This is a genomic window from Bordetella sputigena (genome assembly GCF_965137885.1).
GTDB lineage: Bacteria > Pseudomonadota > Gammaproteobacteria > Burkholderiales > Burkholderiaceae_B > Bordetella_C > Bordetella_C sputigena.
Map to the genome: position 1 here is coordinate 330695 of NZ_CBCSCA010000006.1, position 16720 is coordinate 347414.

General features: G+C 66.7%; 15 protein-coding genes and 1 pseudogene. 7 read left to right on the plus strand and 9 right to left on the minus strand.

Features of this window, described 5'->3' with window-relative positions; all coding sequences use genetic code 11:
• The first annotated feature begins 243 nt into the window (after positions 1 to 243).
• Both ACNA0R_RS14405 and ACNA0R_RS14410 read left to right on the plus strand, forming a co-directional pair.
• Positions 244 to 747 (plus strand): histone H1-like DNA-binding protein, encoded by a 504-nt coding sequence (locus tag ACNA0R_RS14405; protein WP_415826693.1) that lies wholly within the window; start codon positions 244 to 246, stop codon positions 745 to 747.
• A gap of 250 nt (positions 748 to 997) precedes the next feature.
• Positions 998 to 1558, plus strand: a complete 561-nt coding sequence (locus ACNA0R_RS14410; protein WP_415826694.1) for a YggT family protein — start codon at positions 998 to 1000, stop codon at positions 1556 to 1558.
• A 90-nt stretch (positions 1559 to 1648) separates the two neighbouring features.
• On the opposite strand, the gene ACNA0R_RS14415 is transcribed toward ACNA0R_RS14410, so the two are convergent.
• From ACNA0R_RS14415 to ACNA0R_RS14455, 9 genes and pseudogenes are all read right to left on the minus strand, one after another.
• A complete protein-coding gene (locus ACNA0R_RS14415; RefSeq protein ID WP_415826695.1) occupies positions 1649 to 2170 on the minus strand; it encodes an outer membrane lipoprotein in 522 nt (173 codons plus the stop codon).
• Positions 2171 to 2417: 247 nt separating this feature from the next.
• The gene (locus tag ACNA0R_RS14420; RefSeq protein ID WP_415826696.1) at positions 2418 to 3353 is read right to left on the minus strand and encodes a carbohydrate kinase family protein; all 936 of its coding nucleotides are present in this window, start codon (positions 3351 to 3353) and stop codon (positions 2418 to 2420) included.
• A 30-nt stretch (positions 3354 to 3383) separates the two neighbouring features.
• The gene (locus ACNA0R_RS14425) at positions 3384 to 4862 is read right to left on the minus strand and encodes a DUF3426 domain-containing protein (RefSeq protein ID WP_415826697.1); all 1479 of its coding nucleotides are present in this window, start codon (positions 4860 to 4862) and stop codon (positions 3384 to 3386) included.
• Between the two features lie 24 nt (positions 4863 to 4886).
• Entirely contained in the window at positions 4887 to 5816 is a 930-nt protein-coding gene (gene prmA, locus ACNA0R_RS14430; protein ID WP_415826698.1) for a 50S ribosomal protein L11 methyltransferase, read from the minus strand.
• A 161-nt stretch (positions 5817 to 5977) separates the two neighbouring features.
• Entirely contained in the window at positions 5978 to 7324 is a 1347-nt protein-coding gene (gene accC, locus ACNA0R_RS14435) for an acetyl-CoA carboxylase biotin carboxylase subunit (protein ID WP_415826699.1), read from the minus strand.
• Positions 7325 to 7332: 8 nt separating this feature from the next.
• Positions 7333 to 7578: acetyl-CoA carboxylase biotin carboxyl carrier protein (gene accB / locus ACNA0R_RS14440; RefSeq protein WP_415826700.1), on the minus strand; the 246-nt coding region annotated here is incomplete at its 5' end.
• A 1-nt stretch (position 7579) separates the two neighbouring features.
• Positions 7580 to 7788 (minus strand): annotated as a pseudogene (locus ACNA0R_RS14445) (acetyl-CoA carboxylase biotin carboxyl carrier protein); the annotation flags it as partial.
• Between the two features lie 100 nt (positions 7789 to 7888).
• Positions 7889 to 8323 carry a type II 3-dehydroquinate dehydratase gene (aroQ, locus tag ACNA0R_RS14450; RefSeq protein WP_415826701.1) on the minus strand — a complete coding sequence of 145 codons (435 nt, stop codon included), beginning with the start codon at positions 8321 to 8323 and terminating at the stop codon, positions 7889 to 7891.
• 197 nt (positions 8324 to 8520) lie between these two features.
• Positions 8521 to 9057, minus strand: a complete 537-nt coding sequence (locus ACNA0R_RS14455; protein ID WP_415826702.1) for a TlpA family protein disulfide reductase — start codon at positions 9055 to 9057, stop codon at positions 8521 to 8523.
• A 77-nt stretch (positions 9058 to 9134) separates the two neighbouring features.
• Here ACNA0R_RS14455 and mpl point away from each other — a divergent pair, with 77 nt between their 5' ends.
• The 5 genes from mpl to ACNA0R_RS14480 all read left to right on the plus strand — a co-directional run bounded on the left by mpl (position 9135) and on the right by ACNA0R_RS14480 (position 16555).
• A complete protein-coding gene (gene mpl / locus ACNA0R_RS14460) occupies positions 9135 to 10511 on the plus strand; it encodes a UDP-N-acetylmuramate:L-alanyl-gamma-D-glutamyl-meso-diaminopimelate ligase (RefSeq protein ID WP_415826703.1) in 1377 nt (458 codons plus the stop codon).
• On the plus strand, positions 10508 to 11128 hold the full coding sequence (locus ACNA0R_RS14465) for a YqiA/YcfP family alpha/beta fold hydrolase (RefSeq protein ID WP_415826704.1): 621 nt from the start codon (positions 10508 to 10510) through the stop codon (positions 11126 to 11128). The genes mpl and ACNA0R_RS14465 overlap by 4 nt, the downstream gene beginning before the upstream one ends.
• 70 nt (positions 11129 to 11198) lie before the next feature.
• Positions 11199 to 13148 (plus strand): ribonuclease catalytic domain-containing protein, encoded by a 1950-nt coding sequence (locus tag ACNA0R_RS14470; RefSeq protein ID WP_415826705.1) that lies wholly within the window; start codon positions 11199 to 11201, stop codon positions 13146 to 13148.
• A 48-nt stretch (positions 13149 to 13196) separates the two neighbouring features.
• Positions 13197 to 13868, plus strand: a complete 672-nt coding sequence (locus ACNA0R_RS14475; protein WP_415826706.1) for a response regulator transcription factor — start codon at positions 13197 to 13199, stop codon at positions 13866 to 13868.
• Positions 13869 to 13873: 5 nt separating this feature from the next.
• Entirely contained in the window at positions 13874 to 16555 is a 2682-nt protein-coding gene (locus tag ACNA0R_RS14480) for a sensor histidine kinase (protein WP_415826707.1), read from the plus strand.
• Positions 16556 to 16720 lie beyond the last annotated feature (165 nt).

Sequence of the window (16720 nt, forward strand, 5' to 3'; positions counted from 1 at the left end):
CAACGTAGCGATAGGCGACGCGGATGACCGTGTCGCCTGTCGGCGCCATTTGAAATGGCTCGCGCCAAAGGAGCGGGGGCCATATCAAATGGCAGTGCCGCATTCATTAGCGCACATCGTAGTAGCTGTCGCCTGTACGGAGCAGCGGTATGCGCCGATGAATAGCCCGGGCATCGTTCCGCCAAAAGGCGGCGCGGCGCACGGGTTTAAGTTCTGGGACCCCTGAACCTAAGGAGCAATGCCATGGCAACTGCCAAGAAGGCCGCCAAGAAGGCGGTTAAGAAAGCCGCAGCCAAAAAAGCTGTGAAGAAGGCCCCCGCCAAGAAAGCGGCGGTGAAGAAGACCGCCGTCAAGAAGGTCGCCGCCAAGAAGGCCGTCAAGAAAGTCGCTGCCAAAAAAGTAGCGAAGAAGGCCGTCAAGAAGGCGCCCGCCAAGAAAGTAGCAAAGAAGGCGGTCAAGAAGGTTGCTGCCAAAAAGGCCCCGGCCAAGAAAGCCGCGACCAAGAAAGTAGCAACCAAGAAGGTCGCCAAGAAGGCTGCCAAGAAAGCGCCCGCCAAGAAAGCGGCCGCCAAAAAGGCGCCTGCGAAAAAGGCTGCTGCCAAGAAGCCTGCTGCCAAAAAGCCTGCCGCGAAGAAGGCTGCCGCCAAGAAGCCGGCCACGCCGCCTTCGACCGCTGCCGCCCCGGGCGCGAAGACCGCGCTGAATCCGGCGGCGTCGTGGCCCTTCCCGACGGGTGGCCGTCCTTAAGGACCTCCTTGAGGACCGTACGATTCGTATGGTCCTCAAGGTCCTCAAAGTCCTTTAGGTCGCTATCGCAGTACTGTGGTACCGAAGCCGCCTGGCCATGCCAGGCGGCTTTTTTGCACCCGCCCGGATCGCAAGACGCGCGTTGCGCCATCGCACCGCATGCATGTCAACGCCCGCGGTCATGACATCGTGCGACAATTGGCCTGCCGTAAGACCCCTTTCATACTTCTTTCCAACAAAGCAGGCGGCCATGTTCGGCGATATCTCCCGTTTCTTGCTCGATACGCTCTTCACGCTTTTCGGCGCCGCGCTGATCGCGCGGGCCTGGATGCATGCGGTGCGCATGCATCCCTTCAATCCCATTGCGCGATTCATCTACCAGGCCACCAATTGGCTGGTGAATCCGCTGCGGCGCCTGGTGCCGTCACGCGGCGCGGTGGACTGGGCGACGCTGATCGCGGCCTGGTTGACCGCGCTGGTCTACCTGCTGTTGATGTGGGTAACGTCGCTGGGAATGATCATCCCGCTGTCCGCGCTGCCGATGGCGCTGGGGATTTCTTTCCTGACCGTGGTCAAGTGGGTGTTCAACCTGATCGTCTGGGTGACCTTGGCGCAGGCCATTCTTTCCTGGGTGAATCCAGGCGCGCCGCTGATGCCGGTGCTGCAGGCCATGACCGACCCCTTGCTTGATCCGATCCGGCGCATACTGCCCCGCACGCCGATCGACTTCTCGCCCCTGGTCCTGCTGGTGCTGGCGCAGGTGGCGCTGATGGTGGTCACGCGCATCACCTACGCCGCTTTCGGGCTCTAGGTGCCACTAGGTACCTCTGAGTACTTAGAGGCATCCTTTATTAAGTATTCAGTCCGCGGTGCGGGCGCGGCATGTATGCCGCGCCGCCGCTTACATCGGCGTAATGCGGGTCGGTCCGTTACCGCTGATGACCTGCACGCGTTGGCCTACGCTGATCGGCACATCGGCTTCCTGCGTCACGACGCGGGTTTCGCCGTTATCCAGGCGCACGGTGATTTCCAGGCCGGACGTCGTGCCGACGCGGTTCTCCACCATATTGCCCGCCAGCGCGCCCAGGATGGCGCCGCCCACGGTGGCGATGGTGCGGCCGCTGCCGCCGCCGACCGCATTGCCGGCCACGCCGCCCAGCGCGCCGCCGGCCAGCAGGCCCGCGCCGCTGGACTTGTCTTGCTGGATCGTGACAGGCCGCACGCCCGTGACCACACCGGTACGGACGATCTGTTCGCGCTGCGCCTGATCATAGCTATAGACGGCGCTGGAGGCGCTGCGGTTGGCGCAACCGGAAACCAGCGCGACGGATGCGGCCACCGCGCCGATGGCGACCCAACGAGCCGTGCGCGAGCCGCGAACCCGCGCGAGGCTGAAGGAAACGGAAGGAACGGTATTGTTCATAATGATGCGGGCTCCTTGTTCGGTATATACCAGCGTTACGGATGATACTCCCGCGAATTCGGCGGGATTGCCGAAATTACGCACCGGGAAATACGTTGCAACGTCTGTTTTAGCTTAGTCCGCCGTAACGCCCGCAAGTTTCAGGCCGCGCCATTTTTCCCGTTTTTTTCCTTCAAACGATCACACACCCGTTTTGCAAGGAGCCCGGAAAACACCATACTGACCGGGGCCGGCCTGTACAGGCCGGCTACAGCTGCCGGCCGTACGCCTGTTGCAGCAACTTACTAATTTCGTCACGGGCAGGCTGGTGATTCTGGGGGCCGCGCGAGGCGATCTTGATGGCGCCCATGACGTTCGCCAGCTTGCAGCTGTCCAGCCAGCTCCATCCGCTGGTCAGGCCATAGAGCAGTCCAGCGCGGTGCGCGTCGCCGCAGCCGGTGGGATCCACGACCGCCTGCGCGCGGACCGGCTCGATCTTGTGCTCCACGCCTTCCGTCCACAGGGTAGCGCCCTCGGCGCCGCGCGTCACCACGACGGCGCGCAGGCCGCGCGCCAGCTCGGCGATCGTCTTGCCGGTGCGCTGCTCGACAATACTGGCTTCATAGTCATTGACGGTCAACGCCTGCGCCAGACCCAGCATGCGCTGCATATCCGCGCCGTCGAACAGCGGCATCGCCTGGCCCAGATCGAAGATGAAGGGAATGCCGGCCGCGTTCAGCCGCTCGGCATGGGCGAACATGCCTTCCTTGGCGTCGGGCGCGACGATGGCCCATTGCGCCGCCGTCCCGGTCAGGTCGTTTTCCGCGGAGTGCGACATCGCGCCCGGGTGAAAGGCGGCGATCTGGTTGTCCTCCAGATCGGTGGTGATGAAGCACTGTGCCGTGAAGGTCTGCGGGATGACCTTGACCAAGCGGGTGTCGATGCCCAGTCCGGACAGGCGTTCCAGGTAATCGCCGGCATCCTCGCCCACGGTGGCCACCGGTATGGGATTACCACCCAGGAGCTTGAGGTTGTAGGCGATGTTGCCCGAACATCCGCCGAACTCCCTGCGCATCGAAGGCGTCAGGAACGAGACGCTGAGCGCGTGGATGCGGTCAGGAAGTATGTGTTCCTTGAACCGGCCTTCGAACACGGCGATGGTGTCGAACGCCATGGAACCGCACACCAGAACCGGAGCTGCCATGATAGAGAATCCTTTGATCCAGGAAAGAAGTCAGGGGAAGAATTTATCGAGCTGGTAGCCGTTCACGTGCAGGCCATTGACCTGCAGGGGCACGACCAGGCTCTGTTCGCCGCCGGCGGGGAATGGACCCTGCGTGCCCGGCGGCAGGTAGTTTTCGGGCAGCAGCACCTTGCGCACGACGACGGTGTCGGACAGGTCGGTCAATTGCAGGATCAGCCCGGGCCAGGGTTGCGGCTTGTCGTAGCGATTGCGCAGGGTCACGCGCAGGGTCAGGCGCATAACGCCGTCTTCCGAAGCGACGCCGCTTTGTGGCTGCAGGGATGATGCGGTGATCGATATGCGCTCCAGCCGCCGTGCATAACCGACCTGGCAGCCCACCTGCCGGCAGACGGCCTCCAGGGCGGGCCGCAGCGCGGGCATGGATGTGGCGATCGGCGTCCGATAAATATAGAGGCACTGCAGGCCCAGGACGATCAGCGCGATCAGCACGCCGGCCATCCAGATGCGGGAAAGCAGCGTGCGGCGCCGCTGCACTTCTTCGTCCATGAAAATGGGCGGCGCCATGCCGGCATCGGTCAGGTCGTCGTAGCGGGTGCGCGATTCGCCGGGGATGGAGACGAAGTCGGGCTCGTCTTCCTGCACGGCATCGCGGTCCGCATAGATAGGGACGCGGTCGTCCCGCGAGAAGTCCATATCGCGTGGCGACCGGGCATCATCGGGGTCGTCCTGGCGATGGGGCATGGACCGGCCGCGTGCATAGGGCTCGCGGTAGTCGATGGTGTCTTCTTCGTCGGGATCCTGCGAGACTGACGGGTCATAAGGCCCGAGCACCGGCTCGCGCGGGTCGGAGACGAGGCGGCGCGTGTTGTCGCGGCCGCGCAGCACGGCCGCCGCGGCGACGGGCGCGGCCGTCGGCATGTGGGCCGCCGGTGGCGTGGGCGCCGCCGTGGGCGTGAACGGAGGCGTCGGCGCGGCCGGTGCCGCGGGTCGTGCCGCGGGCGCCGAGATGAGGTGCGGTGCCGCGGGCGTCGGAACGGCCCGGTTGTCGGGCGGCGGCGCAGGTTCGGGCGGCGCGGGCTGATGGCGCGGCGGCGTATAGGGCCGCGGCGGCTGATAGGCGTGCGGGGGCTCGGCGAAATGCTGCTGAGGCGCCGGCGGCTGCGGGGACACGGCGGGCGCCGGTGAGGGCGGCGAAGGCAACGGCGGCGCGGACGGCCGCGGTGCCTGGGGCGGTTCGGTCGGGACCTGGACCGACAATACCGGGGAGGCTTCCGGGGGCAGTTGCACCGGCGTGTCGGCGGACACGCGCGGCACGGATGTATTGGCAGCCGAGCGCGGCACCGGTCGAGGCGAGGCGCCTTCACCGGCCGGGCCATCGACCGCGCAGGCCAGGCCGTCGAACACCCGCGAGCACACCCCGCAGCGCACCAGCCCATTGCGTACGCGCAATTGATCCGCCACCACCTTGAAGGCAGTGCCGCAATGCGGGCAGCGGGTGGTCATGGCCATGTGCGCTACCGTCCGGGTTCGTCCTCAGGCCTTGCGTCCGTGCAGGCAGACCCAGCCGTCGCGCTCGCGCCAGACGGACATGGGCAGCCAGCGCGCATAGACCGCGCAGACCTCTTCGGCCTGGCGCGCCAGCACGCCCGACAGAACCAGCGACCCGCCCGCCGCGACGCGGCCGCAGAGCATGGGCGCGAGCACCTTCAAGGGATTCGACAGGATATTGGCTACCACCACGTCGCTGGCGCCGTCGCCCAATTCGTCGGGCAGCATGGCCTGCAGATCCACGCCATTCACGCGGGCGTTGTCGCGCGTGGCGATGACGGCCTGTTCATCGATGTCGACGGCCCACGTCCTGCCCGCCCCCAGCTTGCGCGCGGCGATGGCCAGGATGCCGGATCCGCAGCCATAGTCCAGCACCGTCGCGCCGGCCGGCAACTGGGCTTCCAGCCAGGCCAGGCAAAGATGCGTGGTGGGATGGCTGCCGGTGCCGAAGGCCAGGCCCGGATCGAGCTCGATATGGATGCCGCCGCCCTGCTCTTCCGGGCGTCCCAGGCCGGGGACCTCCGGATCGTCGCGATGCCAGCTGGGCACGATCCAGATACGTTCGGCGATATGGATAGGCCCGAATTGCTGCTGCGTCAGCCGCACCCAATCGGCGTCCGGCACGTCGCGCAGCGACCAGCCGGCCAGCGCGCCGGCGTAATCGGCGCCAAGTCCGGCGCCGACGCTTTCGATGATCTGCGCCGGATCGGCACCATCGGGCAGCAGGGCCACCACGCGGTTGCGCTCCCAGGCCTGGACGGAGGGCTCGGTGCCCGGCTCGCCGAACAGCGGCTGCTCCGCGTCGGTATCGCGGTCGGCGTCTTCCACCGATACCGACAGCACGCCGGCGTCCAGCAAGGCATCGGACAAGGCCTCGGCCTGCGCCTCCGAAGAATGGAGCACCAGCTCACGCATGAAAGGATCTTCCGTCTGAGTATTCGGTGACTGCGGGGACGTACCCGGCGGCCTCGACGCGCGGCCCTGTGCCGCCTTATGCCGTCCCGTGCCGCCTTGCCGTATTGTACGTGCCCCGCGCGCCGCCTTTCGGTCGCGCGAGCCCCGCGCCCATCGCGCCGTCAGGGGCGCTGGGCCAGCTTCTGTTCCAGGTAATGGATGCTGGTACCGCCTTCGATGAAGCGCGCATCCTGCAGCAGTTCCCTGTGCAGGGGAATATTGGTGGAAATGCCTTCCACCACCATTTCCGACAGGGCGATGCGCATGCGCGCCAGCGACTGTTCCCGGGTATCGCCGTAGGTGATGACCTTGGCGATCATGGAGTCGTAGTTGGGCGGCACGAAGTAGCCATTGAACGCATGCGAATCGATACGCACGCCCGGACCGCCCGGCGTATGCCAGTTGGTGATCCGGCCGGGGCTGGGCACGAAGCGGAACGGGTCTTCGGCATTGATCCGGCATTCGATGGCGTGGCCCTTCAGGACCACGTCGCGCTGGCGCAGCATGAACTTTTCACCGGCCGCGATGCGGATCTGCTGCTGGACCAGGTCGATGCCGGTGATCAGCTCCGTTACCGGGTGCTCCACCTGGATCCGCGTGTTCATTTCGATGAAATAGAACTCGCCGTTCTCGTAGAGGAATTCGAAGGTACCGGCGCCGCGGTAGCCGATCTTGCGGCAGGCGTCGGCACAGCGGTCGCCGATGCGCTCGATGAGCCGGCGGGCGATGCCCGGCGCGGGGGCTTCTTCGATGACCTTCTGGTGGCGGCGCTGCATGGAGCAATCGCGCTCACCCAGCCAGATGGCGTTGCGGCCGCCGTCGGCCAGCACCTGGATTTCGATATGGCGAGGGTTCTCGAGGAACTTCTCCATATAGACTTCCGGGTTGTTGAAGGCGGCGCCCGCTTCCGAACGCGTCATATTGACGGCATTGATCAGCGCGGCTTCGGTATAGACCACGCGCATGCCGCGCCCGCCGCCGCCGCCCGCCGCCTTGATGATGACGGGATAGCCGACTTCACGCGCGATGCGCATGATTTCCTGGGGATTGTCGGGCAATGCGCCTTCCGACCCCGGCACCACCGGCACGCCGGCCTCGATCATGGCGCGCTTGGCGCTGACCTTGTCGCCCATCAGCCGGATGGAATCCGGCCGCGGCCCGATGAAGACGAAGCCGCTTTTTTCGACACGTTCGGCGAAATCGGCGTTTTCCGAAAGGAAGCCGTATCCCGGATGGATCGCTTCCGCGTCGGTGACCTCGGCCGCGGAAATGATGGCCGGCATGTTCAGATAGCTTTCGCGCGACGGCGGCGGCCCGATACATACCGACTCGTCGGCCAGGCGAACGTATTTGGCGTCGCGATCCGCTTCGGAATGCACGACCACGGTCTTGATGCCCAGTTCGCGGCACGCGCGCTGTATGCGCAGGGCAATCTCGCCGCGATTGGCAATCAGTATTTTTTCGAACATGGGAACAGTCAGCCGATGACGAACAGAGGTTGGCCGTACTCGACGGGTTCGCCGTTTTCGACCAGGATTTCCTTGATGACGCCGGACTTGTCGGCCTCGATTTCATTCAGAAGCTTCATGGCTTCGATGATGCACAGCGGATCGCCTTCTTTGACGGATTGGCCGACGTCGACGAAAGGCGCGGCGCCCGGATTGGGCGAGCGGTAGAACGTTCCGACCATGGGTGCCTTGACGACATGGCCCTGCACCGCGGGNGCGGCGGGCGGGGCGGCGGCGGCGGGCGCGGCGGCCGGTGCTGCCTGCTGCGCGGGAGCGGACTCCGGCACATGATGGTAGGCGACCGGCTGCACCGTCTGCGAGAACTTGACGATGCGGACCTTGCCTTCGCCCTCGGTGATTTCGAGTTCGGCGATGCCGGACTCCGCCACCAGGTCGATCAGGGTCTTGAGTTTTCGGAGATCCATAGAAGTGCTTCCCGGAATGTTGACGACGGGCGGCCGTGCTGCCGCGCCGTACTGGATATGTTTTGTAGAGACAGGGGAAAATCGTCGAACGCCGCGGCGATCAGTGACGCGCCGCGTAACGGACCGCGGCCTCGTAGCCGTCCGGCCCGAGCCCGGAAATCAGCCCCACCGCGAGGTCCGATAGGTAAGAGTGATGCCGGAATGGCTCGCGCTTATACAAGTTGGACAAATGTACTTCAATAAACGGGATGGACACGGCCGCCAGCGCATCGCGCACGGCCACGCTGGTATGGGTATAGGCCGCGGCATTGATGACGATGAAATCCGTACCGTCGTCGCGGGCGGCCTGGATACGTTCGACCAGGGCGCCTTCATGATTGCTTTGCCAAGCCGTCAGGGACACGCCCAGATCCGCCGCCAGCGCGGCCAGGCCGTCATTGATCTGCGCCAACGTGAGACTGCCGTAGATACCCGGTTCGCGGGTACCCAGCAGATTCAGGTTGGGGCCGTGCAAGACCAATATGCGTTGCGCCATTGCTGCCAAACTGGAAGACCGGCGCGGCCGCGCCGCAGCGCCGTCCGATGTATGCCGGGGTGAATCGGAAACGGACGGCCGTGCCGCCCGCACAACGTCCGCGCTTATGACCAGCCGGTTACGCCGGCGGGCTTTTGTCGCGAAAACCTCGAATAGCCCCGCTTTTTACGACAATTTCGTCTATTTGTCTATTGAGGTTAAGCCACGCCGGCGCTGAGCATGCGATCGAGGTCGGCAATATCGACCGGGCCCAGGATCTGCTTTCTAATTCTGCCATCTGCCGCTAAAACCAAGGTAAATGGCAGACCGCCTGGCGCATTCCCAAGCTTGCGCATGACGTCGATCACGCCCGGGCCGGCAACCAATAGCGTGTAAGAGACCGGCACTTTAGACACAAATTTGACGACGTTCGGCGCCGTATCCACCGCCAGCCCCAAAAAGCCGACTTGCGGATGCCGCTTGTGCAATTCGTCTAGTTCGGGCATCTCCTTGACGCAGGGCGGGCACCAGGTCGCCCAGAAATTCACCACCAGCGGCTTGCTTTTCCATTGCGCCAGGGGTTGGGGCTTGCCCTGCAGGTCGGGATAGGTCTGCGCCAGCAGGCCGGCGCCGGGGTCGGCCGCGGACGAGTCGGCCGGGGCGGCTGGCGCGGCTGGCGCGGCGCGGACCAGCGCCGGAGCAGCGCCCGGGATTCCGCCGAGCAGCAGCGTACGTAGAACAGTGCGTCGTTTCATCGTGTCATCTTACCGCCGGTCGGCGGGGGGCTGGCCGCGTATCGAGCATCTACAATGCCCGCAGGAGAAAACAGCACATGCATCTGCACATTCTAGGCATCTGCGGCACGTTCATGGGGGGCCTGGCGCTGATCGCCCGCGCGGGCGGCCACAGGGTCACCGGCTGCGACGCGGGCGTCTACCCGCCCATGAGCACGCAACTGGCGGAACAGGGAATCGAATTGATCGAGGGCTACGGCGCGGAACAGCTGGCGCTGCGCCCCGACCTTTATGTGATCGGCAATGTGGTGTCGCGCGGCAATCCCTTGATGGAAGCTATCCTGGATGCCGGCGCGCCTTATGTGTCGGGACCGCAGTGGCTGGGAGACCACGTGCTGGCCGGCCAGCACGTCCTGGCCGTGGCGGGTACGCATGGCAAAACCACCACCAGCGCCATGCTGGCCTGGATCCTGGAACACGCGGGGCTGCGTCCGAACTTCCTGGTGGGCGGCGTGGCGCAGGACTTCCAGGTTTCCGCCCGGTACGAAGCGGCGCGCAAGCTGTTCGTGATCGAGGCCGACGAATATGACACGGCCTTTTTCGATAAGCGTTCGAAGTTCGTCCACTATCGGCCGCGCACCGCGATCCTGAACAATCTGGAGTACGACCACGCCGATATCTTTCCGGATCTGGCCGCCATCGAGACGCAATTCCATCATCTGGTGCGTACTATCCCGGGCCGCGGCCGCATCGTGCTGCCGGCGCATTCGGCCGCGCTGGATCGCGTCATGGCGCGCGGTTGCTGGTCTGAAACCGTGCGGTTCGGCGACGATGGCGAGTGGCAGGCGGCCGAAGCGGACGCCGAGGGCGCATTCTCCGTATTGCATCAGGGCGACGAGGTCGGCAGGGTCCGTTGGAATCTGCTGGGGGACCACAACCGGCTGAACGCCCTGGCGGCCATCGCCGCCGCCGAGCATGCCGGCGTGGCGCCGGGCGATGCGGTGCGGGCGCTGTCCCTGTTCGCCGGGGTCAAGCGGCGCATGGAGCTGCGCGGCACGGCGCGCGGCGTGGCGGTTTACGACGATTTCGCCCACCATCCGACCGCGATCGAGACCACGCTGGCCGGGTTGCGGCGCCGGGTGGGCGGCGCCCGCATCCTCGCGGTGCTGGAGCCGCGCTCCAACACCATGAAGCTGGGAACCATGGCGCAGCGCTTGCCGGAGGCGCTGCGGGACGCCGACCGCGTATTCTGCTTCGGCGCCCATACGGGCAAGCATGCGCTGGGCTGGGACCCGGCGCGCGTGCTGGCGCCCCTGGGCGAACGCGCCGCCGCCTACGACGACATGGACGCCATGGTGGCCGCCATCGCACAGGCCGCGCAGGCTGGCGACCACATACTGGTAATGAGCAATGGCGGATTCGGCGGCATCCACGACAAACTGCTGAAAGCGCTGGCGGGACGGGGACAGCCATGATTCTTTACCTGCACGGCTTCCGCTCATCGCCGGCTTCGTTCAAGGCCCGCCTGCTGGCGGAAGAAATGGCCCGGCGCGGCCTGGCCGCCGATTGGCAGTGTCCGCAACTGCCGGCCAGCCCGCGCGAGGCGGTGGATCTGGCCATGGCGCTGGCGCGCCGGCAGTTGGACGAACTGGCGCGCCGCGGCCAGGCGTCGCCGCGCGCGCTGACCCTGATCGGGTCGTCGCTGGGCGGGTATTACGCCACCTGGATGGCGGAACAGCTCAACTGCAAGGCGGTACTACTGAACCCCGCGGTGCACGCGCCGCGCGACCTTGCGACGCAGGTAGGGCACCAGAGTATGTATCATTCGGGCGCGCCGTTCGACTTCCGTCCCGAATACGTCGACGAACTGGCCGCGCTGGAAGTGGCGCGGCCGACCCGCCTGGAGCGTTATTTCCTGATCGCGGCCACGGGGGACGAAGTGCTCGATTGGCGCGAAATGCGCGACTGGTATGCGGGCGCCCGGCAGCGCATCGTCGAAGGCAGCGACCATGGGCTGTCCGACTTCGCCACCTGGATGCCCGAAGTACTGGATTTCGCGCTCGACCCAGACCCTAGTGGCGGCCAGCCCTGACCCAATAACTATTCAGAAGTATCGTGCGCGGACGGCGCAGCAGCGCCCCGCGCCCCAGATGGACCTCGCCATGCACGTGTTTTACGAAGACGACGGCCAGTTCAAGGCCGGACATATCCTTTCCGAAGCGGACGCCAGCCTGCAGGTGGAATCCGAATCGGGCAAGCGCAGCAAGATCAAGCGAGCCAACGCGATATTCACCTTTTCCGCGCCGGAACCGGCGGAATTGCTGCGCCAGGCCGAAGCGGCCGCCGAGGACATCGACCTGCAGTTCCTGTGGGAATGCGCCCCGCAGGAGGAATTCGACTCGCCCGCGCTGGCCGCGGACTACTACGGCCACGCGCCCACGCCCACGGAACAGGCGGCGCTGCTGCTGCGCCTGCATGGCGCGCCGGCCTACTTCCATCGCCGCGGCAAGGGCCGCTATCGTCCCGCGCCGCCGGACATCCTGGCGGCGGCGCTCGCTGCCATCGATAAAAAGCAGAAACAGGCGGCCCAGCAGCAGCAATGGGTGGACGATATGGTGGCGGGCAAGCTGCCGGAGGAAATCGGCGCCATGGCCGAGGCGCTGGTGGTGCGGCCGGACAAGAACACCATGCAGTGGAAAGCGCTGGAAAGCGCCTGCTCGCGGCTGCAGAAAAGCCCCGACCGGCTGCTGCTGGACCTGGGGGCCTTTCCCCACGCGCTGGCGCTGCACAAGCGCCGCTTCCTGGCACAGTATTTCCCGCGCGGCACGGGCTTTCCAGAGGTCGCTGTCCCGATGCCGGACCGCGAGCTGCCGCTGGCGGATGCCGAAATCTATTCCGTCGACGACGTGACGACCACCGAAATCGACGACGCGCTGTCGGTGTCGATGCTGCCGGACGGGATGGTGCGCGTCGGCATCCACGTCGCCGCCCCCGGGCTGGCCGTGACGCGCGGCAGCGAACTGGACAAACTGGCGCGCGCGCGCCTGTCCACGGTTTATATGCCGGGCGACAAAATCCCCATGCAGCCGGATACCGTTATCCAGGCGTTTTCGCTGGACGCCGGGCGTGAGGTGCCGGCCCTGTCGCTGTACGTGACGGCGAATCCCTCGACGGGTGAAATCCTGGCGTCCGAAAGCCGGGTCGAACGTATCGTCGTGAAGGAAAACCTGCGCCACAACCTGCTGGACGAGGCCGTCACGGAAGCCGCGCTGGCCGACCCCGAGGCCGCCCTGCCCTACGGCGAATGGCTGCGCCCGCTGTGGCGACTGGCCCAGGCGCTGTCCGCCAGGCGCGACGAGGTGCGCGGCAAGCCGGAGAACAACAGCCGCGTCGAATACAGCTATTACGTCGACGGCGACCCGGACGATCCCGATACGCCCGTGCGCCTGGTGCCGCGCAAGCGCAACGCCCCGCTGGATCGCATGGTGGCCGAATACATGATCCTGGCCAACAATCTGTGGGGCGGCCTGCTGGCGCAGCATGGCGTGCCGGGCATCTATCGCTCGCAGCAGGCCGGCCGGGTGCGCATGAGTACCCAGCCCTTGCCGCACGAGGCGATCGGCGTGCCGCAGTACGCCTGGAGCACATCGCCGCTGCGCCGCTACGTCGACCTGGTGAACCAATGGCAGTTGATCGCGGCGGTCGACAACGGCGTGTCGGCGCGCCTGGTGGCGCCCTTCAAACCGCGCGACGCCGATCTTTTCGCCATCATCGGCGCCTTCGACGCGCAGTACGCGGCCTGGGGCGAGTTCCAGAACACCATGGAACGCTATTGGTGCCTGCGCTGGCTGGCGCAGCAGGGCATCACGCGGACCACGGCGAGCGTGCTTCGCGACGATCTGGTGCGGCTGAACAACGCGCCCCTGGTGACGCGGGTGGGCGGCCTGCCCAGCCTGGCGCGCGGCACCCAGGTGGAAATCGATCTGCTGAGTCGCGATGAACTGACCCTGGAAGTGGAATGCCGCTTCGTCGGCGAACTCGCCAGCGAGACGGCAGCGGGATCGGCGGCGCCGGCGGCGCCGGCCACGGAAGGCGAAACCGAGACCGAATAACGCGCGGCGGCCATGCCGCGACACCGGCCCGATGCGGGAGGAACAAGCATGCGGATACTGCTGATCGAAGACAATGCCGACCTGGGCGACGCGATCGAAAGCAAGCTGCGCGCGTCGGGCCATAGCGTGCAATGGGTGCAGGACGGCGAGACCGCGCTGCAATGGAGCCGCCACGAAGAATGGGACGCCCTGGTCCTGGATATCATGCTGCCAGGCAAGAGCGGCTTCGACGTCATTCGTGAACTGCGCGCGACGGGCATCGAAGCCCCGGTGCTGGTGGTGACCGCGCGCGCGGAAATCGAAGACAAAATCGATATGCTGGACCTGGGCGCCGACGACTATCTGGTCAAACCCTTCGACCTGCGCGAGCTGGAAGCCCGTCTGCGCGCGCTGCTGCGCCGGCCCGCCGGCCGTACCACCAGCGTGGCGGTGCATGGCAACCTGACATTGGATGTGGCCGGGCGCACAGCGCATATCGGCGGCGTGCCCGTAACGCTGGGACGGCGCGAATTCCGCCTGCTGGAAATCCTGCTGGACCGCATGGGCAGCACCGTGGGCAAGGATAGGCTGATGAGCCAGCTGTTCGATCTGGAAGACGTGCTGCCCAACGCGCTGGAGTTGCTGGTGTCGCGGCTGCGGCGCAAGATCGCGGGAGCGACGGTCGATATTGTTACGGTGCGCGGCGTGGGCTACCAGGCGCGCATCCACGACGCTTCGTAGCGCGCATGGAAACGGGCGCAACCGCGCAGGCCGGGATGCCGCTGGGAGCGGCGTCCTCCATACGCGGCCGGGTGTTCGCCATGGGCTGCCTGCTGCTGCTCGGCGCTTCCATCGCCGTGAGCCTGTTTCTGCGCGACTACGCCCACAGCGCGGCCGACCGCGCTTTCGATCGCCTGCTGGCGGCATCGGCCCTGACCATCGCGGGATCGGTGCAGATCGACGAAAACGACGTTACCGCCGAACCGCCTTTTTCGTCGCTGGCCATGCTGTCGGGCAATGATCGCGTGTTCTACAGCGTGCGTAATGCCAGCGGCCGGCCCATCACCGGCTACGACGATCTGGCGCCGGGATTGCCCTTGGCGCGGTCCGCGTCGCCCGTGTTCTCCGACGGCATCTACCACGACGAATCCATACGCATCGCAACGGTGGGACGGCTGATTTCCGCCGGGCGGCACGCCGGCTGGGTGACCATCCGCGTGGCTGAAACCCGCGACTCGCGAGATGCGTTGGCGGCTGAAATCCTGAATCGCAGCGCCCTGCCCCTGCTGGTCGTCGTGCCGGTGGCGTTGGCGCTGCTGTGGTTCGGCATCCAGCGCGCCTTCGCACCGCTGGCCCTGATCGAACGCTCGCTGCGCGCCCGCGCGCCCGACGACCTGACGCCGCTGGAGACGCCCGTGCCGCGCGAGGTCAAAGGCCTGGCCGAAGCCCTGAACGGCTTCATGCGGCGGCTGAGCGGCATCATGTCGTCGCTGAACAACCTGGTGGCCGATGCGGCGCACCAGGTGCGCACGCCGCTGGCCTCCCTGCGCGCGCAGGCCGAAGTGGCGATGGATGAAACCGATCCCGACCGCTTGCGCGCTCGCGTCGCGCGTATCCACCAGAATGCCACGCACGCCAGCCAGTTGATCAATCAGCTGCTGATGGACGCGACCATTACGCACCGACTGAGCATGCGGGGGCACGAATCCGTGGGGATCGCGGAAACGGTGAACGAAACGCGGCGCCGCATCGGGCCGCTGGACGCGCAACGCCTGCGGATTTCCATCGCGCCCGAGGTGCGGCGCGCGCGGGTCGTCGGCGATCGGGTGGCGTTGCGGGAAATGCTGCGCAATCTGGTCGACAACGCCTTGCGCTATGCGCCGGATGGCGCGGTGGAAATCCAGGCCACGCCTGTCGCGGGCTACCGGGTGGCGCTGACGGTCAACGACTGCGGGCCGGGCATCGCCGATGATGAGAAGGACGCGGTGCAACAACGCTTTACGCGCGGCCGCAGCGGTACGGGCACGCCGGGATCCGGATTGGGCCTGTCCATTGCCAAGACCGTGGCCGAAGCGCACGGCGGCGCCTTGTGGCTGCAGGATCGCGTCGGGGGCGGCCTGTCGGCGCGCGTCGTGCTGCCGCGCGCGCGGCCGGCGTACCCACGCTCGCTGCTGGCCGCGGTCGCCGTGATGGCCGGCCTGGCCTCGATGACGCCGCAACCGGCGCGGGCGCAAGCCGCGGCGTCGGAGGGCGCGGCGGGAGGCGAGGTCGGCGATGCAGCCGGCCGTGCGGCAGCAGGCACGGCCGGGGACCTGGCGGGGGACACGACAGCAGGTACGGCGGGAGGCGCAGCGCGAGGCACGGCGAGTCATGCAACGACCGCGCGCGGAGCGTCGGCGCCGTTGACGGTCACGCGCTTTCCCGCTCCGCAGCCGCCGGGGCGCCTGCTGGTCATCGCCGGCACCACGGACACGCCCGCCGCCGCGCCGGTCATCGTCGCCTTCCAGGCAAGCCAGCCGGACGTCACGGTCGAATATCGGGAAATGGGCAGCCGGGAACTGTACGAGGCCACCGTGGCCGGCCGGCTGCGCGATGCCGACATACTGATCAGCTCGGCCGCCGACCTGCAGATCCGCCTGGCCAACGACGGCTATGCCATGCGCTACGACGCCCCCGGCGCCGAGCGCCTGCCGCCCTGGGCGGTCTGGCGCGACGAAGTGTTCGGCTTCGCTTTCGAGCCGGCGGTCATCGTATACAACCCGCGCCGCTTCAACGAGGGCACGGTCCCGCGTTCGCGGCAGGAACTGCTGCGACTGCTGGAAACCGACCGCGCGCAGTTGCACGGCCGGGTCGGCACTTACGACATCAGCCGCAGCAGCGTGGGCCAATTGCTGGCCGAGGAAGACGAGCAGGTGTCGTCCAATTTCTGGGGCCTGACGAACGCATTGGGCCAGGTCGGCGCGCGGCTCAGCGCCACCACGGCCGAGATCCTGAACGCCATCGAAAACGACGAACTGGACCTCGGCTACAACGTGCTCGGCTCCTATGCGTTGGCGCGCCAGGCGGCGGGACGCCGCATCGGCGTCATTTTTCCGCAGGACTACGTGCTGGTGCTGCCCCGCTCGGCGATGATCGCCCGCCAGGCGCCGCAGCCCGCGCTGGGGCGCGCCTTCATCGATTGGCTGCTGTCCCCGGCGGGACAGAACGAAATCTCCAACGTAAGCGGCTTGGGGCCCATGGTGGATGACGGCGGCGCCGGCCGCGGCGGCGAGGCGGCGCTGGCGCGCTCGCAAGGCATCGTGCAGCCGGTGGTTCTCGGCCCCGCGCTGCTGGTGGGCCTGGACCGCCAGCGCAACGCGCGCTTCGTGCAGAACTGGACGCGGCTGGTGACCGACACGCCCGCCCTGGGCAGGCCGGCGCCGCCCTGAGCGCCGCCCGGCCGCACGGCGGCCATGCCCCCATGGCCCGGCGCAATCTTTCAACGCCGCATCAACATGGGCGTCGGCCCCGCCGCGCCATGACAGGACGGCGACAGCATGCGGCCACTAAGATGCCGGCACACTGGCGCCGTCCAGTTCGACTATTCCAAAATG